At 68.1% G+C, this 24,509-nt stretch carries 23 protein-coding genes, 1 tRNA gene and 2 pseudogenes; 14 read left to right on the forward strand and 12 right to left on the reverse strand.

What is annotated here, in order from left to right; genetic code table 11:
- Nucleotides 1-6: 6 nt before the first annotated feature.
- From A0O31_RS03565 to purF, 3 genes are read left to right on the forward strand one after another with little or no spacing between them, the layout of a single operon-like run.
- On the forward strand, nucleotides 7-720 hold the full coding sequence (locus A0O31_RS03565) for an HAD family hydrolase (protein ID WP_071676695.1): 714 nt from the start codon (nucleotides 7-9) through the stop codon (nucleotides 718-720).
- Nucleotides 720-2,894, forward strand: a complete 2,175-nt coding sequence (gene purL, locus A0O31_RS03570; protein ID WP_071676696.1) for a phosphoribosylformylglycinamidine synthase subunit PurL — start codon at nucleotides 720-722, stop codon at nucleotides 2,892-2,894. The genes A0O31_RS03565 and purL overlap by 1 nt, the downstream gene beginning before the upstream one ends.
- Entirely contained in the window at nucleotides 2,887-4,278 is a 1,392-nt protein-coding gene (purF, locus tag A0O31_RS03575; RefSeq protein ID WP_071676697.1) for an amidophosphoribosyltransferase, read from the forward strand. Before purL ends, purF begins: the two co-directional genes overlap by 8 nt.
- On the opposite strand, the gene A0O31_RS03580 is transcribed toward purF, so the two are convergent.
- A complete protein-coding gene (locus A0O31_RS03580) occupies nucleotides 4,275-4,535 on the reverse strand; it encodes an LPXTG cell wall anchor domain-containing protein (RefSeq protein ID WP_071676698.1) in 261 nt (86 codons plus the stop codon). The genes purF and A0O31_RS03580 overlap by 4 nt on opposite strands.
- Before the next feature lie 40 nt (nucleotides 4,536-4,575).
- Between A0O31_RS03580 and glyA the strand changes: the two genes are divergently transcribed.
- Genes glyA through A0O31_RS03595 form a run of 3 tightly spaced genes read left to right on the forward strand, consistent with a single transcriptional unit; the run spans nucleotide 4,576 to nucleotide 6,880 of the window.
- Nucleotides 4,576-5,799: a serine hydroxymethyltransferase gene (gene glyA, locus A0O31_RS03585; protein WP_071676699.1), complete on the forward strand. Its 1,224-nt coding sequence runs from the start codon at nucleotides 4,576-4,578 to the stop codon at nucleotides 5,797-5,799.
- Between the two features lie 2 nt (nucleotides 5,800-5,801).
- Nucleotides 5,802-6,470 (forward strand): PIG-L deacetylase family protein, encoded by a 669-nt coding sequence (locus tag A0O31_RS03590; protein WP_152024446.1) that lies wholly within the window; start codon nucleotides 5,802-5,804, stop codon nucleotides 6,468-6,470.
- The gene (locus A0O31_RS03595) at nucleotides 6,461-6,880 is read left to right on the forward strand and encodes an archease (protein ID WP_071676701.1); all 420 of its coding nucleotides are present in this window, start codon (nucleotides 6,461-6,463) and stop codon (nucleotides 6,878-6,880) included. Before A0O31_RS03590 ends, A0O31_RS03595 begins: the two co-directional genes overlap by 10 nt.
- On the opposite strand, the gene plsX is transcribed toward A0O31_RS03595, so the two are convergent.
- From plsX to folK, 4 genes are read right to left on the reverse strand one after another with little or no spacing between them, the layout of a single operon-like run.
- Nucleotides 6,869-7,849, reverse strand: a complete 981-nt coding sequence (gene plsX, locus A0O31_RS03600; protein WP_071676702.1) for a phosphate acyltransferase PlsX — start codon at nucleotides 7,847-7,849, stop codon at nucleotides 6,869-6,871. The genes A0O31_RS03595 and plsX overlap by 12 nt on opposite strands.
- Nucleotides 7,846-8,175 (reverse strand): thioredoxin, encoded by a 330-nt coding sequence (gene trxA / locus A0O31_RS03605; RefSeq protein WP_071676703.1) that lies wholly within the window; start codon nucleotides 8,173-8,175, stop codon nucleotides 7,846-7,848. The genes plsX and trxA overlap by 4 nt, the downstream gene beginning before the upstream one ends.
- A gap of 60 nt (nucleotides 8,176-8,235) precedes the next feature.
- A complete protein-coding gene (locus tag A0O31_RS03610; RefSeq protein WP_071676704.1) occupies nucleotides 8,236-8,613 on the reverse strand; it encodes an RNA-binding protein S1 in 378 nt (125 codons plus the stop codon).
- 39 nt (nucleotides 8,614-8,652) lie between these two features.
- Nucleotides 8,653-9,132: a 2-amino-4-hydroxy-6-hydroxymethyldihydropteridine diphosphokinase gene (folK, locus tag A0O31_RS03615; RefSeq protein WP_071676705.1), complete on the reverse strand. Its 480-nt coding sequence runs from the start codon at nucleotides 9,130-9,132 to the stop codon at nucleotides 8,653-8,655.
- 141 nt (nucleotides 9,133-9,273) lie between these two features.
- Here folK and lysJ point away from each other — a divergent pair.
- The 8 genes and pseudogenes from lysJ to A0O31_RS03655 all read left to right on the forward strand — a co-directional run bounded on the left by lysJ (nucleotide 9,274) and on the right by A0O31_RS03655 (nucleotide 15,028).
- A pseudogene (gene lysJ, locus A0O31_RS03620) lies at nucleotides 9,274-10,454 on the forward strand ([LysW]-aminoadipate semialdehyde transaminase LysJ).
- A complete protein-coding gene (locus A0O31_RS03625; RefSeq protein WP_071676706.1) occupies nucleotides 10,451-11,521 on the forward strand; it encodes a [LysW]-lysine hydrolase in 1,071 nt (356 codons plus the stop codon). The pseudogene lysJ and the gene A0O31_RS03625 overlap by 4 nt, the downstream one beginning before the upstream one ends.
- Nucleotides 11,522-11,543: 22 nt before the next feature.
- On the forward strand, nucleotides 11,544-13,163 hold the full coding sequence (locus tag A0O31_RS03630) for a GGDEF domain-containing protein (RefSeq protein ID WP_071676707.1): 1,620 nt from the start codon (nucleotides 11,544-11,546) through the stop codon (nucleotides 13,161-13,163).
- A gap of 37 nt (nucleotides 13,164-13,200) precedes the next feature.
- Nucleotides 13,201-13,277 (forward strand) — tRNA-Met (locus A0O31_RS03635).
- A 51-nt stretch (nucleotides 13,278-13,328) separates the two neighbouring features.
- Complete coding sequence (locus tag A0O31_RS03640; RefSeq protein ID WP_071676708.1) at nucleotides 13,329-13,565, forward strand: 4a-hydroxytetrahydrobiopterin dehydratase; 237 nt, start codon at nucleotides 13,329-13,331, stop codon at nucleotides 13,563-13,565.
- Between the two features lie 9 nt (nucleotides 13,566-13,574).
- A complete protein-coding gene (locus tag A0O31_RS03645; protein ID WP_071676709.1) occupies nucleotides 13,575-13,952 on the forward strand; it encodes an acyl-CoA thioesterase in 378 nt (125 codons plus the stop codon).
- Entirely contained in the window at nucleotides 13,936-14,241 is a 306-nt protein-coding gene (locus A0O31_RS03650; RefSeq protein WP_071676710.1) for a DCC1-like thiol-disulfide oxidoreductase family protein, read from the forward strand. Before A0O31_RS03645 ends, A0O31_RS03650 begins: the two co-directional genes overlap by 17 nt.
- On the forward strand, nucleotides 14,234-15,028 hold the full coding sequence (locus tag A0O31_RS03655; RefSeq protein ID WP_071676711.1) for a DNA-formamidopyrimidine glycosylase: 795 nt from the start codon (nucleotides 14,234-14,236) through the stop codon (nucleotides 15,026-15,028). The genes A0O31_RS03650 and A0O31_RS03655 overlap by 8 nt, the downstream gene beginning before the upstream one ends.
- On the opposite strand, the pseudogene A0O31_RS03660 reads toward A0O31_RS03655, so the two are convergent.
- From A0O31_RS03660 to mreB, 7 genes and pseudogenes are all read right to left on the reverse strand, one after another.
- Nucleotides 15,025-15,503: pseudogene (locus tag A0O31_RS03660) on the reverse strand (flavin reductase family protein). The gene A0O31_RS03655 and the pseudogene A0O31_RS03660 sit on opposite strands and share 4 nt — an antisense overlap.
- A gap of 9 nt (nucleotides 15,504-15,512) precedes the next feature.
- On the reverse strand, nucleotides 15,513-16,268 hold the full coding sequence (locus A0O31_RS03665) for an inositol monophosphatase family protein (protein ID WP_071677910.1): 756 nt from the start codon (nucleotides 16,266-16,268) through the stop codon (nucleotides 15,513-15,515).
- 26 nt (nucleotides 16,269-16,294) lie between these two features.
- Nucleotides 16,295-16,909 carry a phosphoribosylanthranilate isomerase gene (locus tag A0O31_RS03670; RefSeq protein ID WP_071676712.1) on the reverse strand — a complete coding sequence of 205 codons (615 nt, stop codon included), beginning with the start codon at nucleotides 16,907-16,909 and terminating at the stop codon, nucleotides 16,295-16,297.
- 3 nt (nucleotides 16,910-16,912) lie between these two features.
- On the reverse strand, nucleotides 16,913-22,321 hold the full coding sequence (locus A0O31_RS03675; RefSeq protein ID WP_084720301.1) for an adenosylcobalamin-dependent ribonucleoside-diphosphate reductase: 5,409 nt from the start codon (nucleotides 22,319-22,321) through the stop codon (nucleotides 16,913-16,915).
- Between the two features lie 88 nt (nucleotides 22,322-22,409).
- The gene (locus A0O31_RS03680; RefSeq protein WP_071676713.1) at nucleotides 22,410-23,048 is read right to left on the reverse strand and encodes an RNA-binding protein; all 639 of its coding nucleotides are present in this window, start codon (nucleotides 23,046-23,048) and stop codon (nucleotides 22,410-22,412) included.
- Nucleotides 23,045-23,470: a 3-hydroxyacyl-ACP dehydratase FabZ gene (fabZ, locus tag A0O31_RS03685; protein ID WP_071676714.1), complete on the reverse strand. Its 426-nt coding sequence runs from the start codon at nucleotides 23,468-23,470 to the stop codon at nucleotides 23,045-23,047. Before fabZ ends, A0O31_RS03680 begins: the two co-directional genes overlap by 4 nt.
- 3 nt (nucleotides 23,471-23,473) lie before the next feature.
- A complete protein-coding gene (gene mreB / locus A0O31_RS03690; protein ID WP_071676715.1) occupies nucleotides 23,474-24,505 on the reverse strand; it encodes a rod shape-determining protein in 1,032 nt (343 codons plus the stop codon).
- Between the last annotated feature and the right edge of the window lie 4 nt (nucleotides 24,506-24,509).

Genomic DNA, 24,509 nt, shown 5'->3' on the forward strand with positions numbered 1-24,509 from the left:
TAAGCCATGAAACCCAAGGCCATCACCTTTGACTTCTGGGGCACCCTCTTCACCGAGGGGGAGGCGTTTTTGGAAAAGGTCATGCCCGCCCGGTACGAGATCCTCCTGGACGCCCTTTCCGAGGCGGGGCACCCGGCGGAGGAAAGCGAGGTGCGGGAGGCCTACCGGCAGGCGGCCTTGGCCTTTGAGGAGGCCTGGAAGGCGGGGGAGCACATGTCCGTGTACGACCGGGTGGCCCGCATCTTCGCCCTCCTCGGGGCCCCCCACGACCCCGGGCTCATCGCCCTCACCGCAAGGAGGCTGGAGGAAACCTCCCTCCTCGCCGACCTCAAGCCCCTGCCCGGGGTGGAGGTCCTAAAGGCCCTGGCGGGGAAGTACCCCTTGGCCATCGTTTCCGATACGGGCGTGACCCCGGGCCGCCTCTTAAGGGAGCACCTCCGGCGGCAAGGCCTGGACGTCTTCCAGGCCTATAGCTTCTCCGACGAAACGGGGTTTGTGAAGCCCAAGCCCGAGGCCTTCCAGGTGGCCCTCGAGGCCCTGGGCATCCCCCCCGAGGAGGCCCTCCACGTCGGGGACCTGCCCCACACGGACATCAAGGGAGCCTTCGGCGCCGGCTACCCCTGGGCGGTGCAGTACGTGGGCCTAAGGGAGGTGAACGGGGAGGTGAAGCCCACGGCCAAGGTGAAGGACCACCGCGAGCTCCTCCCCCTCCTGGAGTGATGGAAGCCTTAGCCAAGGAAATCGGCATCCCGGAGGGGGAGTACCGGGAGATGGTTAGGCGGCTTGGGCGGGAGCCCAACCGGGTGGAGCTCCTCCTTTTCAAGGTGATGTGGAGCGAGCACTGCGCCTACAAGAACTCCCGCCCCCTCCTCAAGGAACTGCCCAAGGAAGGGGAGGCGGTCCTGCAGGGCCCCGGGGAAAACGCCGGCGTGGTGCGCCTGGGGGAAGGCTGGGCGGTGGCCTTCAAGATCGAAAGCCACAACCACCCTTCCGCCGTGGAGCCTTTCCAAGGGGCGGCCACCGGGGTGGGGGGAATCCTCCGGGACATCATGAGCATGGGGGCCCGGCCCATCGCCCTCCTGGACTCCCTGCGCTTTGGCCCCCCGGAGGGCCGGAGCCGTTACCTCTTCAAGGGGGTGGTCTCCGGCATCGCCTTCTACGGGAACGCCATCGGGGTCCCCACCGTGGGCGGGGACCTCTACTTCCACGAGGGCTACCGGGAAAACCCCCTGGTGAACGCCATGTGCCTGGGGCTCCTAAGGGAGGAAAACCTCAAGCGAAGCCGGGCCTCCTTGGGCCGGCCCATCTACTACGCCGGGGCCAAGACGGGGCGGGACGGCATCGGGGGTGCGGCCTTCGCCAGCCGGGAGCTTCGGGAGGAGAAGGAGGAGGACCGCCCGGCGGTGCAGGTGGGGGACCCCTTCCTGGGAAAACTCCTTATGGAGGCCACCCTCGAGGCCATAGAGAAGGACCTGGTGGAAGGGGTCCAGGACATGGGGGCGGCGGGCCTCACCTCTAGCCTGGCCGAGCTCGCCCACAAGTCCGGCCTCGGGGTGGAGCTGGACCTGGACCGGGTCCCCACCCGGGAGGCGGGCATGGCCCCCGAGGAGCTCCTCCTTTCCGAAAGCCAGGAGCGCATGGTCCTGGTGCCCAAGGAGGGGAAGGAGGCGGAGCTGGAGGAAGTCTTCCGCAGGTGGGGCCTGGACTGCGTGGCCGTGGCCCGGACCATCCCGGAGAGGGTCTTCCGGGTCCTCTATAGGGGAGAGGTGGTGGCGGAGGTGCCCACGGAGGCCCTGGCGGAAGCCCCCACCTACGTGCGCCTGGCCCAAGAAGACCCCGAGGTGCAACGCCTACGGGAAACCCCCCCTCCCCCCCTCGAGGCGGACCCCAAGGAGGTCCTGGCAAGGCTCCTCGCCTCCCCCAACCTGGCGAGCCGGGGAGCGGTCTACGAGCGCTACGACCACCAGGTGGGCACCCGCACCGCCTTGGTGCCGGGAAAGGGGGACGCCGCCATCCTCTGGATCAAGGGCACGAACCTGGGCATCGCCGCCAAGGTGGACCAGAACCCCCGGTATAGCCGCCTCCACCCCCGCCTTGGGGCCATGCACGCCCTGGCCGAGGCCTGCCGGAACGTCTCCGTGGTGGGGGCGAAGCCCCTCGCCTACACGGACGGCCTCAACCTGGGAAGCCCGGAAACCCCTGAGGGCTATTACGAGCTCAAGGAAACCCTTGAGGGGCTGAAGGAGGCGAGCGCCGCCCTGGGCGTGCCCGTGGTGAGCGGCAACGTTTCCCTCTACAACGAGGCGGGCGGCAAGCGCATCCCCCCCACGGCCATGGTGGGGGTGGTGGGGGTCCTGGACCTCGGGCGCCGGGCGGAGATGGGCTTTAGGCGGCCCGGGGAGGTGGTGGTCCTCCTGGGGGAGGAACGGGGAACCCTTGGGGCGAGCGAGGTCCTCTACCTCCTCACGGGCCTCGAGGTGGGCCACCCCCCTGCCCTGGACCTGGGGCGGGAGAAGGCCGTGCAGGAGGCCATCCGGGAGCTCATCGCCCTGGGCCTCACGGACACCGCCCACGACCTGGCGGAAGGGGGGCTCCTCGTGGCCCTGGCGGAGATGGCCTTCCCCTACGGCCTTGGGGCCACGGTGGAGGTGCGGGAAGAAGGCCTCGAGGCCCTCTTCGGCGAGGCGCCTAGCCGCATCCTCTTCACCGTGGCCAAGGACCGCCTGAAGGAGGCCACGGCCCGCCTGGAGACCCAAGGCCTTCCCTACCGCATCCTGGGGGAGACGGGGGGGAAGACCCTCACGGTCCTCACCCCCAAGGGGGTGCTAGAGTGGGAGGTGGCCGAGCTTAAGGCCATCTGGCAACGCCCCTTGCGGGAGGTCCTGGATGGATAAGCCACAGGAGGAGTGCGGCGTCCTAGGCCTTTGGAGCCAAGCGCCTTTGGACGTGGCGGGGCTTTTGCACCTGGGGCTCCTCGCCCTGCAGCATAGAGGCCAGGAGGCCGCCGGCATCGCCGTCACGGACGGGAAGGAGTTCCTGGTGGAAAAGGACCTGGGCCTCGTCCACCAGGTCTTCACCGAGGAGCGCCTGGGGAGGCTCCGCCTACCCGGGGCCCGGATGGGCCTCGCCCACACCCGCTACTCCACCACGGGGTCCAACCTCCGCTTCAACGCCCAACCCCTCACCGCCCGCACCGCCCACGGGGTCCTGGCCATCGCCCACAACGGCAACTTCGTGAACGCCAAGCCCCTCCGCGACCGCCTCCTCCAGGAGGGGGCTACCTTCCAGAGCACCTCGGACACCGAGGTCATGCTCCTCCTCTTAGCCCGGCTTCCCCACCTCTCCCTCCCCGAGGCGGCCCTCGAGGCCATGCGGCGCTTGGAAGGGGGGTACTCCATCCTCCTCATGGACCGCAAAACCCTCCTCGCCCTACGGGACCCCCACGGGGTGCGGCCCCTCGCCATCGGCAAGGCCCCGTGGGGCTACGCCTTCGCCTCCGAGCCCCCGGCCCTTGCCCTCCTCGGGGCGGAGTACCTGCGGGACGTGCGGCCCGGGGAGGTGGTCTGGGTGGAGGAGGGGGAGCTCCAAAGCCTCCAAGCCCTTCCCCCAAACCCCACCCCATGCGCCTTTGAGTGGATCTACTTCGCCCGGCCCGATAGCCTCCTGGACGGCACCGAGGCTTACGCCGCCCGGGTGAGGATGGGCGAGGAGCTCTTCCGGGAAGCCCCGGCGGAGGCGGACATGGTGGTGCCTGTCCCCGACTCGGGGATTGGCGCCGCCATCGGCTACGCCCGGGCAAGCGGCCTCCCCCTGGAGTACGGCCTCTACAAAAACCCTTACGCCGGGCGCACCTTCATCCAGCCCACCCAGGAGCTGCGCGACCTGAAGACCCGGCTGAAGCTCTCCCCCACCTCGGCGGTGCGGGGCAAACGGGTGGTCCTCATTGACGACTCCATCGTACGGGGGACCACCAGCCGCCACATCGTGGCCCTCCTCAAGGAAGCGGGGGCCAAGGAGGTCCACTTCCGCGTCTCCAGCCCCCCCATCCGCTTCCCCTGCTACTACGGCATAGACACGGCGGCCCGCAAGGAGCTCATCGCCGCCCAGAAGAGCCTGGAGGAGATACGGGCCTACATCGGGGCCGACTCCCTCGCCTTCCTTTCCGAGGAGGGGGTCAAGCGGGCCATCGGGGGGCCCGTCTGCCTCGCCTGCTTTAACGGCCGCTACCCAGCGGGCGTCCCCGAGGAAGGGGAAAAGCTCGCCTTGGAACTCCTCTAGCGCCGCCTCAGGAAGAAGCCCAGGAGGAAGCCCAACACCAAGCCCACCAGCAAAAAGGCAAAGGCGAAGGCCCCCGTGGAGGCCAGGTGCCAGCCGAAAAACCAGTAGCTGCACACGGCGTACCGCTCCACCTGCACCCGCACCAGCTCGGGCAGGTCGCGGCTTGTGGTGAAGTTGATGAGGAGAATGGTGAGGAGCAAAACGGCCAGGGCCAGGAGGACCCCCCACTTCACGATGGTGAAGGCATTCCCTTTCATGGCCTTAGCTTAGCAGGGAGGGAGGGCCTATAATCGCCCTATGGTGGGCACCAGCGTCCGCGACGAGGCCATCTTCCAGCTCATCGCCCTAGAGGAAAAGAGGCAGCGGGAGGGCCTAGAGCTCATCGCCAGCGAGAACTTCGTCTCCAAGCAGGTGCGGGAGGCGGTGGGAAGCGTCCTCACCAACAAGTACGCCGAGGGCTACCCCGGGGCCCGGTACTACGGGGGGTGCGAGGTCATTGACCAGGTGGAGTCCCTGGCCATAGAGCGGGCCAAGGCCCTCTTCGGGGCAGCCTGGGCCAACGTCCAGCCCCACTCCGGCTCCCAGGCCAACATGGCGGTCTACATGGCCTTAATGGAGCCGGGGGATACCCTTTTGGGCATGGACCTGGCGGCCGGGGGGCACCTGACCCACGGGGCCAAGGTCAACTTCTCCGGGAAACTCTACAGGGTGGTTTCCTACGGGGTGCGGCCCGACACCGAGCGCATAGACCTGGACGAGGTGCGCCGCCTGGCCCGGGAACACCGCCCCAAGGTGATCGTGGCCGGGGCCAGCGCCTACCCTCGCCTCTGGGACTTCCAGGCCTTCCGGGAGATCGCCGACGAAGTGGGGGCCTACCTGGTGGTGGACATGGCCCACTTCGCCGGGCTGGTGGCGGCGGGGCTCCACCCCAACCCCGTCCCCTACGCCCACGTGGTGACCAGCACCACCCACAAGACCCTGCGGGGCCCTCGAGGGGGCCTGATCCTCTCCCACGACCCCGAGCTGGGCAAAAAGATTGACAAGCTCATCTTCCCCGGCATCCAGGGGGGGCCCCTGGAGCACGTCATCGCCGGCAAGGCGGTGGCCTTCTTTGAGGCCATGCAGCCCGAGTTCAAGGAGTATAGCCGCCGGGTGGTGGAAAACGCCCAGCGCCTGGCGGCGGAGCTTGCAGCGAGGGGCTACCGCATCGTCACCGGGGGCACGGACAACCACCTCTTCCTGGTGGACCTCCGCCCCAAGGGCCTCACGGGCAAAGAAGCGGAGGAGCGCCTGGACGCCGTGGGCATCACCGTGAACAAGAACGCCATTCCCTTTGACCCCAAGCCCCCCCGCATCACCTCGGGGATCCGCGTGGGCACCCCCGCCATCACCACCCGGGGCTTCACCCCGGAGGAGATGCCCCTAGTGGCGGAGCTCATGGACCGGGCCCTCACGGAAGGCCCCTCCGAGGCCTTGAGGGAGGCGGTGCGGGCCCTGGCCCTCGCCCACCCCATGCCCTGATGCTGGACCTTCTGGTGGTGGTCGCCCACCCCGACGACGAGAGCTTCGGGACCGGGGGGGCGCTCCTTCTGGCCAAGGAGGCGGGGCTTCGGACGGGGATCCTCACCCTCACCCGGGGGGAGGCGGGGAGGACCCTGGGCCTCTGCCCCCCGGAGGCCCTTCCCGAGGTGCGCACGGAAGAGCTCTCCCGGGCGGCGGCAATCCTCCGGGTGGACTTCCTCGAGGTCCTCTCCTTCCCCAACGGCTTGCCCCAGGAGGCGGAAGAAGGAGAGCGGGGCAAGGCCCAGGGGGAAGGCCTCTTGGACCACCCCGAGGCGGAGGATGCCATCCGGAAGCGCCTCCAGGCCCTAAGGCCCCGCTTCGTGGTCACCTTCCCCCCGGACGGCATCAACGGCCACCCCGACCACGTGGCAGCAAGCCGCTACGTCCAAGGGGCGGCCCGGGGCCTCGCCCGGGTGGTCTACATGGTGCGCCCGGAAGGGCCCTACCCCCCAACCCACCGCCTGCGCCTCCCCGAGTGGGCCCTGAGGGAAAAGCTCAGGGCCATCGCCCAGCACAGGACCCAGGCCCTGTCCGTCCTCGCCTTCCTGGAACGCCACCCGGAAAGACTCTGGACGGAAACCTTCCACGTGGTGGGGGAGGCGGGCCTGGTGGAGGGGCCATGGTGGTGAGGCTTCTGGACCACACCGCCGACATCGGCTTTGAGGTAGAGGCGGAAAGCCTCGAGGGCCTCTTCCAGGCCGCCCTCAAGGGGCTCCTTGCGGTGATGTTCCAAAACCCCCCGGATGGGGGAAAGAGGAGGCGGCGCCTCTCCCTTTGGGCGGAGGACCTGGACACCCTCCTGGTGCGCTACCTGAACGAGCTCCTCTACCTCATCCAGACCAAGGGTTTCGTGCCCGGAAGGGCCCAGGTGCGGATCGCCCCGGAAGAAGGGGGGTTCCGCCTCCAGGCAAGCCTCCAAGGGGAGCCCTTCCAGGAGGCCTTCGGCTTCCAGGGCGAGGTGAAAAGCGCCACCTTCCACGGCCTCCAGGTGGCCCAGGAAGGGGGAAGGTGGCGGGCCCGGGTGATCCTAGACGTGTAGGGCGGCCAAGGCCTCCCGCACCCGCGTAAGAAGCCCCGCCCCGACCAGGGCCCGGGCCCGGAGGAGAGCGTTTTTCACCGCCAGGGCGTCCGCCGAGCCGTGGCCGATGAAGACCGCCCCCTCCACCCCGAGAAGGGGCATGGCCCCGTACTGGGAAGGGTCCACCCGCGCCTTCACCCGGCGCAAGGCGCCCCGGGCCAGGAAGGCCCCGAGCCTCGCCCAAGGGCTTGCGGCGAAGGCCTCCTTAATCCAGGTGAAGAGGACCTTGGCCTCCCCTTCCGCCAGCTTCAGGGCCACGTTGCCCGTGAAGCCGTCCGTGACCACCACCTCCGCCGTACCCAAGAAGATGTCCCGCCCCTCCACGTTGCCGAAAAAGCGGGGGCCCAAGGCCTCCCTCAAAAGGGGATAGGTCTCCTGGGTGAGGGCGTTTCCCTTCCCCTCCTCTTCCCCGATGGAAAGGAGGCCCACCCGGGGGCTTGGCACGCCGCTCGCCTCGGCGTAGGCCAGGCCCATGGCGGCGAACTGCACCAGGAAGGGGGGGCGGCAGTCGGCGTTGGCCCCGCCGTCCAGGAGGAAGGTGCGCCCCTTTAGGCTTGGGAACTCCACCAAAAGGGCCGGCCGCTCCACCCCTTTCACCCTTCCCAGGACGAAAAGGGCCGCCGCCATGGTGGCCCCGGTGTGGCCCATGGAGACCACGGCGTCCACCTCCCCCCGCTTGAGGAGCTCCAGGGCCACCCAGATGGAGCTTTCCCGGCGCTTGCGCACCTCGGTGGCGTGCTCCTCCATGCGGATCCAGTCCGGGGCGTGATGGACGGGAAGCCGGCCGCCCAGGCGGGCAAGCTCCTCCCGAAGCCGGTGCTCCTCCCCCACCAGAAGGACCTCCACCCCCTCCTGGGCCGCCAAGAGGGCCCCTTGGACCGTGACCCCCGGGGCCCGGTCCCCCCCCATGGCGTCCAGGGCAATCCTCATGCCTGGGGCAGGTGCTTCTCTATCTTGGCCTGGAAGTTGCGCTTGGGTTGCGCCCCCACCAGGACCTCCACGGGCTGGCCGTTCTTGAAGAGGATCACCGTGGGGATGCTCATCACCCGGAAGCGCATGGCCGTCTTGGGGTTCTCGTCCACGTCCAGCTTGGCCACCACCAGCTTGCCCTCGTAGTCCTGGGCGAGCTCTTCCAGGATGGGGGCGATCATGCGGCAAGGGGCACACCACTCCGCCCAGAAGTCCACGAGAACCAAGGGGTGACCGCCTAAGAGCTCGTCAAAGTTCTGGTCGGTGACCTCGAGGGGCTTCGCCATACCCCCCTACTCTACGGCAAACCCCCGGAGGGATAAACCCCCCGGGGTCCCTTTCGGGCGCTAGCGCTTTTTGCGGCCGCCCTTCTTGCCCTTCCCGCCGCCGAACCCCCCGGTGCCCCGGAGGAAGCTCTTGAGCTTGTTCTCAAACTCCGGGGACTGCTTGGGGAGCCGCCGGGGCCGGGGGGGCGGCGCCCCCTCGGGGGCCGGGGTCAGGTCCTTGATGGAAAGGTCCAGCCGCCCCTTGGCGTCCCGGCCCTTCACCATCACCTGCACGATATCCCCCTCGTTGAGGAAGTCCCGGACGTTCTTCACGAACTCGTGGGCGATCTGGGAGATGTGCACGAGCCCCTGCTCCCCACCCGGGAGCTCCACAAAGGCGCCAAAATCCGTTACCCGCACCACGCGGCCTTCCACGATGCTTCCCGCTTCTAGCTCCACTTTCCTTCTCCTCGCGCGGTCTTGCCCGCGATGCCCCCACTATAGCACAAGGAGCGAAACCCCGGAGGCGTCAAGGGCCGCCAAGAGCTCGGCGAAGCGCACCCCCAAGGTGGGGTGCCGTCCCTCGGGGAGGAGGTCCACCAGGGGCACCAAGACGAAGGCCCGCTCGTGGAGGCGCGGGTGGGGCACCTGAAGCCCTTCTTCCTCCAGGACCAGGTCCCCATAGAGGAGGAGGTCCAGGTCAATGGTCCTCGGACCCCAGCGTTCCTTGCGCTCCCGGCCCAGGGCCTTTTCCACCTCCAGGAGGGCCTGGAGGAGCTCCCTTGGGCCGAGGCCCGTGTCCAGCTCCGCCACCAGGTTCAGGTAGAAGGGTTGCGGGGGGCCCACGGGCGCCGTCTCGTACACGGGGGAGAGGCGGCAAAGGCGGGTCTTGGGCAAGCGGGAAAGGCGGGACAGGGCGGCCAGGAGGTAGCCCGCCCGGTCCCCCAGGTTGGAACCCAGGCCCACGTAGGCCAGCACCCCTAAAGTCTATCCCGTTGACACCGGGGAAAAGCCCCCCTACCCTGGAAGGGAGATGGCCGCCCGGCGCAAACCCTAGCACGGCCTGGGAAGCCTGGCTTCCCGGGCCCGTCCCGGGGGCTTTTCTTTATGGGGGTGCACATGGTACGGGAAGACTGGCAAACGCTTCTTGAGGCAGAGCTCACCCTGGACACCGGGGTCTACACCAAGCACCACCTCCTCCTGGTCCGGGGCCAAGGGGCCAGGGTGTGGGACGCCGAGGGCAACGCGTACATAGACTGCGTGGGCGGCTACGGGGTGGCCAACCTAGGCCACAGCAACCCCGAGGTGGTGGAGGCGGTGAAGCGGCAGGCGGAAACCCTCATGAGCATGCCCCAGACCCTCCCCACCCCCATGCGGGGGAGTTCTACCGCACCCTGGTTTCCCTGCTCCCCCCTGAGCTCAACCGGGTCTTCCCGGTGAACTCCGGCACCGAGGCCAACGAGGCGGCCCTCAAGTTCGCCCGGGCCCACACGGGGCGGAAGAAGTTCGTGGCCGCCATGCGGGGCTTCTCCGGCAGGACCATGGGCAGCCTCTCCGTCACCTGGGAGCCCAAGTACCGGGAGCCCTTCCTGCCCTTGGTGGAGCCCGTGGCCTTCATCCCCTATAACGACGTGGAGGCCCTTAAGCGCGCGGTGGACGAGGAGACGGCCGCGGTCATCCTCGAGCCCGTCCAGGGGGAAGGTGGGGTGCGCCCCGCCACCCGGGAGTTCCTCCAGGCGGCGCGGGAGATCACCCAGGAAAAGGGTGCCCTCCTCATCCTGGACGAGATCCAGACCGGCATGGGCCGCACGGGGAAGCGCTTTGCCTTTGAGCACTACGGGATCGTGCCCGACATCCTCACCCTGGCCAAGGCCATCGGGGGCGGGGTGCCCTTGGGCGTGGCGGTGATGCGGGAGGAGGTGGCGAAGAGCATGCCCAAGGGGGGCCACGGCACCACCTTCGGCGGCAATCCCCTGGCCATGGCCGCCGGGGTGGCGGCCCTGCGCTACCTGGAACGCACGCGGCTTTGGGAGCGGGCGGCGGAGCTTGGCCCCTGGTTTATGGAAAAGCTTCGGGAAATTCCCTCCCCCAAGATCCGGGAGGTGCGGGGCCTGGGCCTCATGGTGGGCCTGGAGCTCAAGGAGAAGGTGGCCCCCTACATTGAACGCCTGGAGAAGGAGCACCGCATCCTCACCCTCCAGGCGGGGCCCACGGTGATCCGCTTCCTGCCGCCCCTCGTCATTGAGAAGGAGGACCTGGAAAGGGTGGTGGAGGCGGTCAAGGCGGTGCTCCTGGCATGATGGCCTTGGACCCCGTGGAGTTCCTCAAGGGGGCCCTGGAGATCCCCTCCCCCTCCGGCCAGGAGCGCCTGGTGGCGGAATACCTGGCGGAGGGGATGGAAAGGCTCGGGCTCAAGGGCTTCGTGGACGAGGCGGACAACGCCCGGGGCCAGGTAGGGGAAGGCCCCCTCCAGGTGGTCCTCCTGGGGCACATTGACACCGTACCCGGGGTGGTACCCGTGCGGCTAGAGGGAAACAGGCTTTTCGGCCGCGGGGCGGTGGACGCCAAGGGGCCCTTCGTGGCCATGATCTTCGCCGCAGCAGGGCTTTCCGAGGAGGCAAGAAGGCGCCTCACCGTCCACCTGGTGGGGGCCACGGAGGAGGAGGCGCCAAGCTCCAAGGGCGCCCGCTTCGTGGCCCCGCGCCTCAAGCCGGACTACGTGGTTATCGGGGAGCCCTCGGGGTGGGAGGGCATCACCCTGGGGTACAAGGGGAGGCTCTTGGTGAAGGCCAGGCGGGAAAAGGACAACTTCCACTCGGCCCACCACGAGCCCAACGCCGCCGAGGAGCTCATCAGCTACTTCGTGGCCATCAAGGCCTGGGCCGAGGCCATGAACGTGGGCCAGCGCCCCTTTGACCAGGTGCAGTACACCCTGCGGGACTTCAAGATCCAGCCCGCCGAGCTCAAGCAGGTGGCGGAGATGTTCTTTGACCTGCGCCTGCCCCCGAGGCTTCCCCCGGAGGAGGCCATCCGCCACCTCACGGCCTACGCCCCCCCCACCATTGAGCTGGAGTTCTTCGGGCGGGAGGTGCCCTACCTGGGCCCCAAGGACACCCCCCTGACCCGGGCCTTGCGCCAGGGCATCCGCAAGGCCGGGGGGAAGCCCGTCTTCAAGCTGAAAACGGGCACCAGCGACATGAACGTCCTGGCGCCCCATTGGCAGGTGCCCATGGTGGCCTACGGCCCTGGGGATTCCACCCTGGACCACACCCCTTACGAGCACGTGGAGGTCCCGGAGTTCCTAAAGGGCATTGAGGTCTTGCGGGAGGCCCTCGAGGCCCTGGCCACACCCCCCAAGCTCCCCTAGGCGCCTAGGCTAAACTGGGTTCGTGGTTCCCTATGGGCTTGGGCTCCTAGCCCTGCTCCTATTCCTCGGTCTATTTCCCCCCACCGCTCCCTGGAGCGAACGCTTCCTTACCCCCTTGGTGGCCCTTGGGGCGGGTGGGTATCTCCTTTGGCGGCGCGCCTTCCCCTGGGGGCTTGGCCTCCTCTTTTGGGGGTTAGGGGACCTGGGCTGGACCCTGGGCGACCTTTTCGCAAGGGAGCGCTCCCTTGGGGCCTTGGCCTTTGAGTTCCCCTATATCTTCGGTTATGGGGCCTTCACCTGGGCCATCCTGCAGGTGCCGGGCCACCCCCCCAGGCTTACCCTTCTCCTTCTTCCCGTGGGCGCCTTTGGCCTCGCCACCCTTTGGCAAGGGGACCTGGGCGTGGACCGGCTTTACACCGCCTGGGACACCGGGCTTCTTCTCCTCCTCCTACCCCGGCTAGAACCCATTTTCCAAAAACGTTTCCTGGGTAGCAGGGCCCTTTGGGGTGTGGGCTTCCTCCTGGTCTTTATGGCCGATCTGACCTACACCTACCTGGAAGCCCAAGGCGGCTACCCCACGGGCCACCCGGTCCACCTCCTCTGGCCCCTAGGCTATTTGCTCCTGGCCTTGGGGGTGGCGGCGGAAAACCAGGGAAGCACCTCCTTCAGCACCCAGGTCGTGGCCCTTGGAGGGGTTTTCCTCCTGCCCGCCACCCTGCTAGCCGAACCCACGCCCTGGCCCATCCGCATCCTTTCCCTCTACGCCGGGCTTATGGGTGCTTTGGGCCTTCTCTACGCCCAACATCGGGGGTGGCGGCACACGGAGGAAGAGCGCCTTCGCTGGACCCGCTTCCTGGAAGAGCTCGCCCGCCTCTCCCCTCGCGTCACCCAGACCCTGAGCCCCGAGGCCGCCCTCCTGGGCGCCCTGGGAGCGGCGCAGGTGCTCCTGCCCCAGGCCGTGGGCCTGGAGGTGCGGAGCCGGCGGGGCCTGGTGGGGGCGCGCACCCCCCACATCCTTCCCGTACCCCTAAACGGGGATGCCGCCTACCTCTACCTGCGGGAGCCCTTAAAGGAAAACATTCCTCCAGGCTTCCTTTCCCTCCTGGGGGAGCGGCTTCGCCAGGTGCTCAAACAGGTGGAGTGGGGCACCCTGGCCCTCACCGACCCCCTCACGGGGCTTTTGAACCGGCGGGGCCTCGAGGCGGAGCTCCCCAAGCTCCTGGCCCTTTCCGGGCGGTACCAGGCCCCGGTGAGCGTGGTGATGCTGGACATTGACCGCTTCAAGCGGGTGAACGACACCTTCGGCCACCCCGTGGGGGACGAGGTGCTGAAGCGCCTCGGCCGCATCCTTCAGGCCAGCGTCCGCCGGGAGGACCTGGCGGTGCGCTACGGGGGCGAAGAGTTCTTGCTCCTCCTCTACGGCGCCAACCGCCAGGCCGCCAAGGAGGTGGTGGAACGCATCCGGGCCCGGTTCCGCACGGAGCGGGTGGAGCCCATCCCCTACGCCCTTACCCTCTCCGCCGGCATCGCCGGGGGGGAGGTGCCGGCAGGGGACGGCCAGCTGGAGGAGTGGATCCTGAAGGCGGACTACGCCCTCCTCAGGGCCAAGGAGGCGGGTCGGGACCGGGTCACCTTGGCTTGACAAAGGGGCCAAGCTTCCCTATAGTTAAGGATGGCGACGCGGGGTGGAGCAGCCTGGTAGCTCGTCGGGCTCATAACCCGAAGGTCGCGGGTTCAAATCCCGCCCCCGCAACCAAACCGCCCCCGGGCACAATGGGCCCGGGGATTTTCCTTATACCCTTAGGGCATGGACTGGGAGGTGCGCCAAGACCCCGAGCGCCTCTACAAGCGCTTCCGCTTTAAGGACTTCCGGGAGGCCCTGGCCTTCGCCAACCGGGTGGGGGAGCTGGCCGAGGCCAAGGGCCACCACCCCCGCCTCACCGTGGCGTGGGGCCAGGTGGAGGTGGAATGGTGGACCCACAGCGCCGGGGGCATCACGGAGAAGGACCAGGAGATGGCCCGCCTCACGGACAGCCTCCTGTAGGCTAAGGGCATGGAGGCGCGGACCCTCGAGCTCGTCTTCCCCGAGCACACCAACCCCTTGGGGGCCGCCTTTGGCGGCTTCGTCCTGGGCCTCATGGACAAGGTGGGCTCCTACGCCGCCGCCCGCTACGCCAAAAAGCCCGTGGTCACGGTGGCGGTGGGGAGCGTGGAGTTCAAGGTGCCCATCCGCACCGGGGACCTCCTGGAGGTGGTGGCCCGGGTGGTGCGGGTGGGGCGCACCTCCTTGACCGTGGAGGTGGAGGTGTACAAGGAGCGGTTCGGCCAGGAAAACGGCCGCACCCTGGCCACCAAGGGCATCCTCACCTACGTGGCGGTGAACGAGAAGGGGGAGCCCGTCCCCGTGGAGGCCCATGCGGGTGCTGATTGACGCCCAATGCCCCTACTGCCGGGCCTTGGGAGAGGCCCTAAAGGCCCTGGACCTCCGGAAGGACCTCCGGGTGGAGCCCCTCCAGACGGCCACAGACCTGGAAAAGGAGGCCCTCCTCCAAGAGCTCCACGTCCTGGAAGGGGAAAGGGTCTACCGGGGCTACCCTGCCCTCCTCCACCTGGCCCGCCGCCTCCCCCCCCTTTGGCCCCTCCTTCCCCTCCTCTACCTCCTAAGCCCATTGGGGAAGCCCCTTTACCGCCTCCTGGCGGCGCGGAGGCCCCGTGCCTGAGCTTCCCGAGGTGGAGACCACAAGAAGGCGCCTCCTCCCCCTCCTCCAGGGGAAACCCCTCCTAAGGGTGCGCCACCAGGACCCCGGCCGCTACCGCCACACGGAACGGGCAGAAGGAGCGCGCCTATTGGACCTCGGGCGCCGGGGCAAGTTCCTCCTCTTCGCCCTTTCCGGGGGGCTGGAGATGGTGGTCCACCTGGGGATGACGGGGGGCTTCCGCCTCGAGGCCACCCCCCATACCCGGCTCACCCTGGAGTTTCCCTCCCTTCTCCTCCACTTCCACGACCCCCGGCGCTTCGGCCGCCTCTGGGTGGTGGAACGGGGAGATTACCGGGAAATCCCCCTCCTGGGCCGCCTCGGCCCCGAGCCCCTTTCGGAAGGTTTCCAACTGGAAGGCTTCCTCCAAGGGCTTCGCCGGAGCGCCAAGCCCCTCAAGGCCCTCCTCCTGGACCAGACCCTGGCGGCGGGGGTGGGCAACATCTACGCCGACGAGGCCCTCTTCCGGGCCCGCCTCCACCCCTTGCGCCCGGCCCAGGAGCTTAGCCCAGGGGAAGGGGAAAGGCTCTACCGGGCCCTACGGGAGGTCCTCGCCGAGGCCCTCGCCCTTGGGGGAAGCACGCTTTCCGACCGGACCTACCAACAGCCCGATGGCCGCCCAGGGAGCTTCCAGGAGCGCCACGCCGTCTACGGACGGGAGGGCCTCCCCTGCCCCGCCTGCGGCACGCCCATCCGGCGGCAGGTGGTGGCGGGGCGGAGCACCCACTTCTGCCCCCGCTGCCAGGGCTAGCCCCCGTAGAACCAGCCCGTGTCCCACATGACGAGGGGCTTGGCCTCGTACCGCACCCCCGCCCCCACCACCTCCGCCACCACCACGCTGTGGTCCCCCCGGGGTAGAGGTGGCGCACCTCGGCCTCGAGCCAGTAGGGGAGCTCGGTGAGGAGGGGCAGGCCCAGGGTGGGGGAAGGCTCAAAGGGGTGGCCGTTTAAGGTATTCCCCTCCCGCACCGTGGGCCTGAAGAAGTCCTGGGCGATGGCCTTCTGGTCGGCGGCGAGGGTCATGAGGGCGAGCTTCCCCGTGCGCTCTAGGAGGGCGTGGAGGTGGCTATCCCGCTTCACCCCCAGGGCGATGAGGGGCGGGGTGAAGGAGGCTTGGGTCACCCAGTTCACCGTGCCGGCGGCGTACGCCTCCCCGTCCCTGGCCGTGAGGATGTAAAGCCCGTAGGTAAAGCTCCGAAGAACCTTCTTCTTGGCCTCCAGGTCCATGCCCCCATTCTAATCTTGCAAGAGGGCCCGGAGCAAAGCCTCGTGGATGTGGCCGTTGGTGGCCACGATGTAGCGGTGGCCCAAGGCGTACGGCCTCCCCTCCAGGTCCGTCACCCTACCCCCCGCCTCCTCCACCAAAAGCCACCCCGCCGCCACGTCCCAGGGGTTGAGCTTCACCTCCCAGAAGCCCTCGAGGCGGCCCGCCGCCACGTAGGCCAGGTCCAGGGCGGCCGCCCCCGGCCGCCTCACGAGAAGCCCCCGCCTTAGGGCCCGGGCGAAGTAGGTGAGGTTCTCGGGGTCCTGGGCCACGTCGTAGGGGAAGCCCGTGGCGAGGAGGCTTCCCAAAAGCTCCGCCCGCTCCGTGACCCGGATGGGCCGCCCGTCCAGGTACGCCCCCCCGCCCCTCAGGGCGTAGAAGACCTCCCCCCGGGCGGTGTCCATCACCACCCCCGCCTGGACCACCCCCTCCACCTCCAGGGCCAGGGAAACCCCGTAGAAGGGGAAGCCGTGGGCGTAGTTCACCGTGCCGTCCAAGGGGTCCACCACGAAGCGGAGGGCCTTCCCCCCCTCGCTCCCCCCCTCCTCCCCCAAGAACCCCGCCTCGGGGAAGCGGGAGAGGAGGAGGTCCTTGATGGCCGCCTCCGCCTCCCGGTCCGCCTGGGTCACCAGGTCCGTGGGGCCCGACTTGGTCCCTTGGGTAAAGCCCTTGGCCAGGTAGTAGGCGTGGATGCCCCGGGCGAGGTCCGCCGCCTCCAGCATGGCCATGAGATGGGGAAAGAAGGGATGGCCCTTCACGCCCCCATCATAAAGGCCCGCACCCGGGCGAAAAGGGCCTCGAGCCTCGCCCGGCTCTTCACCCCCACCGCCTCCTCCACCCCGCTCGCCAGGTCTATGGCGTAGGGCCGGAGGGCCAGGGCCTCGGGGGCGTTCTCCGGGGTGATCCCCCCGGCCAGGATCACCCGCTTCCCCGTCCCCAGAAGGGGTTCGGCCCAGGCCCTCGGGTAGGGCTTCCCGCTTCCCGGGGAGGGGCTATCCAGGAGGAGGGCCCAGGCGGGGTACCCTGCCCACTCCGGCCTGGCGGGGCCATCCAGGGAGAAGGCCTTGATGACGGGGAAGAAGCGGCCAATGGCCTCCGCCCACTCCGGGGGCTCTGCCCCGTGGAGCTGGGCCACCTGGAGCCGGGCCTCCTCCATGAGCCTGAGCACCTCCCCCGGGGGCTGGTCCCGGAAGACCCCCACCCGCACCACGAAGGGCCCCAGGGCCCGGGAGATCCCCCGGGCCGCTTCCGGGGCCAGGCGCCTCCTGGACCCGGGGGCCAGGACAAAGCCCAGGGCATAGGCCCCAAGCGCCTCGGCGAGGAGGGCGTCCTCGAGGCGGGTGAGGCCGCAGATCTTCACCCGAACCATCCCCTAGCCGCACTTGGAATAGCCGCAGGCCTGGCACTTGTAGCAACCCTCTTCCCGCACCAAGGCCTTCTCCCCGCACACCGGGCAGGCCAAGGCCCCGGGAAGGGCCAGGCCCCCACCGGAAAGGCTCGGGAGGGGTTCTTGCGCCTCCTCCGGAGGGAGACCCTTTTTGAAGGCCTGAGGGATGGTCTCCAGGGCCACGGCGATGAGGTCCGCCTTGCTGGAAACAAGCCGCCCCTGGTAGGTGCCGTAAAGCCCCCCGTTGATGCCCCGAAGGGTGCGGACGATGGCCTCGGGGGGCACCCCGTACTGCAGGGCGATAGACACCACCCGGCCTAAGGCTTCGCTATCGGCGTTGGCCTCGTCCCCCGCCTTGCCCGAGGTGAGGATCACCTCAATGGGCCGGTCCCCGAGGAGGTTCACCGTGACGAGGAAGCTCCGCTTGGCCCCCTCGGGGGTGAGGAGCTTCACCATGTCCGTGAAGCCCATGAGCCGCCCCGGGCGCTCGTAGACGGGACCCCCTGGCCTCTCCTGAGCCTGCGGCTCCTTCGCCTGGGCCACCCAAGGTTCCCCTTCGGGCGCCTTTTCCTTTTGCTCCCCCTTCGCTTCCTTCGCCTCCTTCTTCACCGTGAGCACCTGGAACTCCCGGGAGCCATCCCGGTAGACGGTGATCCCCTTGCACCCCGTGCGGTAGGCCTCGGCGTAGGCCGCCTCCACGTCTGCCACCGTGGCCTCGTGGGGCAGGTTGATGGTGTTGTGGGAAAGAATGCCGTTTACCACATAGCGGTGGACCTCCTCCACCTCTATGTCGTACATTTCCACCTCGCCCACATCCTCCACCTCCACCACCCTAAAGGCCAACACCTCCGTGGGCCAACCCAGGCGGTCCGCGGTGCGGTTGTAAACGTGGGAAACCCCCCTGCTCCTCACCGACTTTAGATTGGCGTATCCAGGATGGCGCACCCCCACCCGGGTGGCCTCCACAACCTCCTCCGGAACGAACACCCTGTACTGCCTGTCCACCCGGGGAATCCGTTTATGGACCTCTATGGGCTCCACCAGCTCTTGCAGGGGGCCCGAAACGACCAGCGAATGGACGAAGTACGTCCCCTTAGGCGCTTCTACTTTCTTGCGCCCCTGGTACACCTGGGGCAACCCGAAGCTCCGGGCCATCTCCGCGGCCTCGTAAGCAAGCCGGGCGCTCTTGCCCTCGTAAACCACAAGACCCAGATCCGGGCGGGCATAGCCGTCCAGGGTCAGCCCCTTGAGGAAGGCCAGCTTCTCCTCGGCGTTCCCCTGAAGGATCTGGCGTGGCACCCGCTTCTCAGCAGCCCCCTTGCCGATCAAGGCCTCTACATAACGCGTCAGGCGCCTGGAGGTAAGGTACAGGTTGCGCACCCCCGTGCGCTTGTCCACCGTCACCTTGGGCTCCGCACCGAAGAGCCGTTGGACCACATCCCGGAAGGCCGCTTCCACCTCCGGGCTCTTCGTGGCTATGCCCACAAAACCGGTGCTCTCCACCGTGGAACCATCCGCAGCCAACATCCCCAGGAAAAGGGCCAGTTCGGGGCTCATCCTTTCGGGCAGAGGAAGGACCTTGGCGTTGGTGCGCAGGGGAAACTCCAGCGAAATCGGGGCTCCCCCAGGGCCATGAGCGGGAACCAGCTTGCCCAAAACGAGGTCCCCAGGCTTAAGCTCCCGCATCAGGCGCCAGCCTTGGGGAGTGAGGATGCGGTGGCTCTCCCAAGCACCCACCAGCTCCGCCCCGTTATCTAGACGCACCCGAACCCCCCTCTTCTTGCCGGCGAAGTAGTGGGCGGTGATGCGGTATCCCTCCGCCGTGTACAAGCCGTCCACCGGGGCAAAGGTGTCCTCGGGATGGGGTGGGGCAATCTCCTCAACAGGGATGAGCCCTTTGGAAGTAGGAATCAGGGTACCCTTAGCGATGCACTTAGATAGCGAGTTGGCGGCGTACCCCTCGGCGTCGAAGGCCCGTTGCACAACCCCCTGCATGCGCACGTGGTCCAAGGGGTGGATGTCGTGGGCGCACCGGAAGACCTGGCGGATGGGCTCGGGGACAAAGGGGAGGCTCTGCACGGAGCCGTGGCCGTCCCGCTGGATCTCCTCAATGATCTTGTCCCAGTCCCACTTCCCGTCCTTCTCGTAGCCGGGGGCGGGCGGGTAGCCCTCCATGAGTTCCACGAAGAGGGGGTGGAGGAGGGGCTTGTATTCCCCGCCAATCCTGCGCCAGACGAAGGGGCTGAAGACGGGCTCAATCCCGCTACTGACCCCCATGAGCATGCTGGTGGTGCCGGTGGGGGCCACGGTGAGGACGGCCACGTTGCGCCGGGGACGGATGCCAAGGGCCTGGAAGTAATCGGCGTGCGCCTTGTAAAGGGGGAAGGGGCCCCGTTCCTCCGCCAGGGCCTCCGAGGCTTTGATGGCCTCCTCCCGCATGGCGGAGATGATCTCGTAGACCTTCTCCCGGGCCGCTTCCGAGTCGTAGGGGAGGCCCAGGCGGATGAGCATGTCGGCGAGGCCCATGACCCCAAGGCCCAGGCGCCTTAGCCGCTTGGCCGCCTCCTCGTTGTCCTTCAGGGCGAACTGGTTCACGTCCAGGACGTTGTCCAGGAAGCGGATGGCGGTGCGCACGTCCTGGCGGAAGGCCTCCATCTGGAACTCCCCGTCCTTCACGTAGGCGGCGAGGTTCAGGGCCCCGAGGTCGCAGGGCTCGCCCACCGTGAGAGGGATTTCCCCGCACGGATTAGTGGAACGAATCCAAAAACGCTCCCCCAACCCCTTCAGGGCCGAAAGGGCGTTGATGCGGTCCACGAAGATGAGCCCCGGCTCCCCCGTGGCCCAGGCGTGCCAGGCGATCTCGTGCCACAGCCAACGGGCCGGAACCTTGCCCCCAAAGAGGGGGATGGCCTTGGCCCCGTCCTCCCGTTCGGGGAGCTCGGGGAGCTTCCCGGTGTAGGGGCCTTCCAGGGGGTAAGGGTAGTACTTGCCGGGAACCTCAATGGGGGTCACGGGCCAAAGGGCATCCTCCTCCAGGGCCCGCATGAAGGCGTCGCTCACCAGGACGGAGATGTTAAAGGTGGAGATGTCCCCTTCCGCCTTCTCCCGGTCCAGGTCCTTGGCGGTGAGGAAGTCCAAGAGGTCCGGGTGCTCAATGGCGAGGGTGGCCATCCCCGCCCCGCGGCGGGTGTTATGGCTTACCAGACCGTTGGCCAGGTAGGTGTGGTTGCCCTCCACCGAAAGGTCCAGGGTAAGGATCTCGCCGGCGGGTTCCACGGCCGCTACCCGCACGTAGTACTCGTTGTAAGCGAAGTACTCGGCCTCCAGGCCTAGGCCTTGGGCCTTTTCCTGGACCAGGGCGTACCCCGTGGCGGTAAGCTGGCGCTCCCCCCGGAGGTAGCGGAGGAGGTCTTTGCGCAAGGAGGTGTAGGGAGAGGCGTGGCCCTTCCTGCCCTTTGCCGCCACCGCAAGGAGGGGGCCAAGCAGCCCCTGGGCGTGGGGCAAGGGCCAGCTAGACTCCCGGCGGGTATCCGGTTGGCTTTGGTAGAGGACCTGAAGGCGAGAGCCCTGGGGCACCCCGATCCGCTCCAGGTACCGCTCCAGGCCTTTGGCGGTCACCACCCGAACCCGGTAGTGCTCGGCCTTGGAAAAGCGCCCCGGCAGGGGATTGTAGCGGAGAAGCTTGGAGGGGATGCCAAGCCCTCCCAGGAGAACCATCACATCCTGGGCTAAGCGCCTGGAGGCGGTGGTCAACATGGGGTAGCCTGCGGTCACGGTCCCGTCGGCCTCAAAGAGGCCCCGGAGGAAGGCAGCGAGGACAGGACGGGGGCTTTGGCGGATGGCCCTCGGAACCTCCAACTCCCGCGCTTTCCCCTTAAGCAGGCCGTTTTTCCTGAGCCAGGTGACCAGGGGGCGGCTATGGACGACCAAGGTAAGGCTCCGGTCAGCGGGTTTCCTTTCTTCCCGGAGCTCCAGCCCAAAGAGTTTGCGGAAGAGGCCCTTGATCTCCTCCTTCATGGGCTCTTCCTCGTGGACGGAGAAGCCGATGCGGTCCCCGCTCACAAATCCCTCCCCGAAGAAGAACCCCAGGAGGAAGGCCAGGTCCTCGGTGAGCACCTCCGGGGTGCGGATGGGGGTAGCGTTGGGGTGGAGGGGCTCGTCCAAGGGAGCCAGTTGGACCGGGGTCCCCGTGTGCTCGTCCAGCACCCAGATGACCCAGTCCCCAGGCTTCAACGCCTGGAGTTCCACCCACGCCCGCGTCCCGTCTTCCCGGAGAACCTTGAGCTTGTGGTTGGGGGTTCCCTGGACCTCGAGGCCGTTTTCCAGCACCACCCGCAGGGTGGAGGCCACGCCGTTGTTGTACCCCTCAGGGCTCGGCCGCCAGCCCTCATCGGTGGCCACGCTCAGGGTGTGGGGCTGCCAGCCCCGCCTGAAGGGGTCCACAAGCTCCCGCAGGCGCAAGGTGCCCCGGTCGGTGTGCACCAGGGTGTCCGGATGGAGGCATCCCCCCTGCCGCACCACCCGGAGCACGGGCGCGTAGACGTAGCGCAAGGTGGCCACAGGGCCCGCCACCTCCGCCCCCCAGGCCGCCCACTCCAGGAAGTTGTCAAAGATCTCAAAGAGGAAGCTCACGGGCCCCGAGCTGGTCCCCCCGCTGCCCCGGATGGGGGCTCCTTCGGGGCGGAGAAGGGAGAAGTCCACGTGGGCGACAAGCCCCCGCCTCGCCCGGTCCGCCGCCTCCCTGGCGGCGTCCACGATGCCCCCCATGTCGTCGGGCACCCGGATGGCGTCCTCCGGGGGCTCTTGGGCCAGGGCCACCCCGTAGCGCTCCGCCAAGGCCTTGAGCTCGGGGGAGGCCTCCCCGTAGACCACCCGGGCGAAGTTCTTCAGGGCGATCTCTTCCTTAGGGCCATCGGGGTTGATGGGAGGGCGCATGAGGCCGCGGATGAAGTCCTCCACATCGGGGTGGCTTGCGGCTAGGTAGGCCACGCCCTGAACCGGCCGCCGCCTCCTCCCGCCCTTGGAGCGGTAGGGGTCCAGGTTCACCCCGTTCCCCCCGCCCACCTTGGTGACGAGGGCGAGCTTTTTGGCCACCTCCATAATGCCGGCAAAGCTTTCCGGCGGGTTTTCCGTGGCCCCTTGGACGAAGCAGTTGAGAAGGTTGCCGTGGGCGGTGCCGGCCCCCGCCAGGATGCGCCCGCCGGGGGAGAAGCGCTTCGTGGCCATGAGCTCGTAGAACTTCTCCTCCCAATGGGCCCTTTCCTCCGGGCGCTCCACCTTGGCCATCTCCCGGGCCACCCGCCGGAACATGCCCAGAATGTCCCCGTCACCGGGCTGGAGATACTGGCGCTTGGCAATGGCTTGGGCGTGCTCGTCAAAGAAATACCGTTCCATAACCCCTCCACGCACCCCCAGATCTTGGGGTTTTCGCCGGAGATAGTACAACTGGTTGGGTTTTCACGGCAAGTGGGGGGGCTCACACTTAGCCCCGCTCCACCTCCACCTTCACCTTGAAGTTACCCCTCCGGGTGGACCCCAGGACCTCCAGGAGGCGGAGGCTTCCCAACCCCTCGGCCAAGAGGGTATCCCCGGGGCGCATCTCGTCCTTGGGGGAGGCGAGCTTGCCCCTTAGGCGCACCTTCCCCGCCCTCACCCCTTGCACGAAGTAGCTCCGGGAAACCCCGAATCCTTTGGCCCCCAGGGCGTCCACCCGGAGGGAGGGCACCACCAAGGTGCGCACCCCCTTGCTGGCCTTGAAAACGGCCTCGGGAGCGGGATGGAGCGTATAGCCCGCCTCCAGAAGGGCCTTTTTCCCCTCGGGAAGGAGGGTCACCAAAAACCCCTCCTCCAGGGCCTCCACGTCCCCCATGGCCTCCCCCAGGTCCGGGGGCTCCTTCTCCAGAAGGTAGACCTCCACGGGGTCCTGGACGCTAGGGACCTCCTCGGGGTAGAGGATGGCCACCTTGCGCTCGGCCAAGGGGAAGCCCCCGAACAGGGAAACCTTCAGCCCCTCCGCCCGGGCCATCTCTTCCAGGAGGGCTTGGTCCTCGGGTTCCAAAAACCCCGTGCGCACCACCCGCCCGCCCCGGGCCCGCTTCAGGTAGGCGGCAAGGTCCATCACCCCTCCCGCACGGCGAAGCTAAGGGTGGCGCTCGCCCGCTCCTCCCCCTCCACCAAGGCCTTCACCGCCACCTTGCCGAGGCCGCGGCGGAAGAAGAGGAGTTCCCCTTCCAGGATGAGGGTGTCCCCCGGGACCACGGGCCTCTTGAAGCGGGCCTCCTCCACCCCCACCAGGAAGACGAGCCCCCCCGGCGCGAAGCCCGGTTGCTTGGCGATGGTGCCCACCGCCGCCTGGGCCATGGCCTCCAGGATAAGCACCCCCGGCATGATGGGGTAGCCGGGGAAGTGCCCCTGGAAGTGGGGCTCGTTGAAGGTCACGTTCTTCAGGGCGCGGAAACCCTTCTCGTCCGCCTGGAGCACCCGGTCTATGAGGAGGAAGGGGTAGCGGTGGGGGAGAAGCTTCAGGATCTCCTGGATGTCCAAGCGTCACCTCCGGAGGACATCGTCGGAGGAGAGGATGGTGTCCTCGAGGACGTGGAGCATCTCCAAGGCCTTCCCCGTGCCCAGGGCCACGGCCTCAATGGGGTTTTCCGCCACCACCACGGGCACCCCCGTGGCCTCCTGCAGGGCCACGTCCAGGTTTTTGAGAAGCGCCCCGCCTCCCGTGAGGAGGATGCCCCTTTCGTAGATATCGGAGGCCAGCTCGGGCGGGGTGGTCTCCAACACGCCCTTCACCCCCTGGAAAATCTTCTCCAAAGGCTCCTTAAGGGCCTCGGCCACGTCCTCCGCAGGGATTTCCGCCGTGCGGGGAAGGCCGGTGATGAGGTCCCGCCCCCGGACCTCCGCCACTTCCTTCTCCTCCCCAGGAAGGAGCTTGGCCCGGCCCAGCTGGATCTTCAGCTCCTCGGCGGTGCGCTCGCCGATCAGGAGGTTGTACTTCTGCCGGATGTAGCGGATGATGGCCTGGTCCATCTCGTTTCCGGCGATGCGGAGGCTTTCCGAGCGCACGATGCCCCCCAAGGAGATCACGGCGATGTCCGTGGAGCCTCCCCCGATGTCCACCACCATGCTCCCCGTGGGCTCGGCCACGTTGATGCCGGCCCCGATGGCGGCCGCCAAAGGCTCCTCAATGAGGTAGACCTTCTGGGCCAGGGCGGAGACCGCTTGGACCACGGCCCGCCGCTCCACGTCCGTGACCCCGGAGGGCACCCCCACCATCACCCGGGGCTTGAAGAAGCGGCTTAAGGGGGAAAGCACCTTCTGCAGGAAGAGGAGGAGCATGCGCTCAGTAAGGGCGTAGTCGGCGATGACCCCGTCCTTTAGGGGGCGCACGGCCACGATGTTGCCGGGGGTGCGCCCCAGCATCCGGTAGGCCTCGGCCCCCACCGCCTTCACCTCCCGCTTCCCCTGCACCACGGCGATCACCGAGGGCTCGCGGAGGACAATCCCCTTCCCCCGCACGTAGATGAGGACGCTGGCCGTCCCCAGGTCAATCCCGATGTCCTCGCCCCGAAGCATATCG

It is taken from the genome of Thermus brockianus, from assembly GCF_001880325.1.
Classification (GTDB): domain Bacteria; phylum Deinococcota; class Deinococci; order Deinococcales; family Thermaceae; genus Thermus; species Thermus brockianus.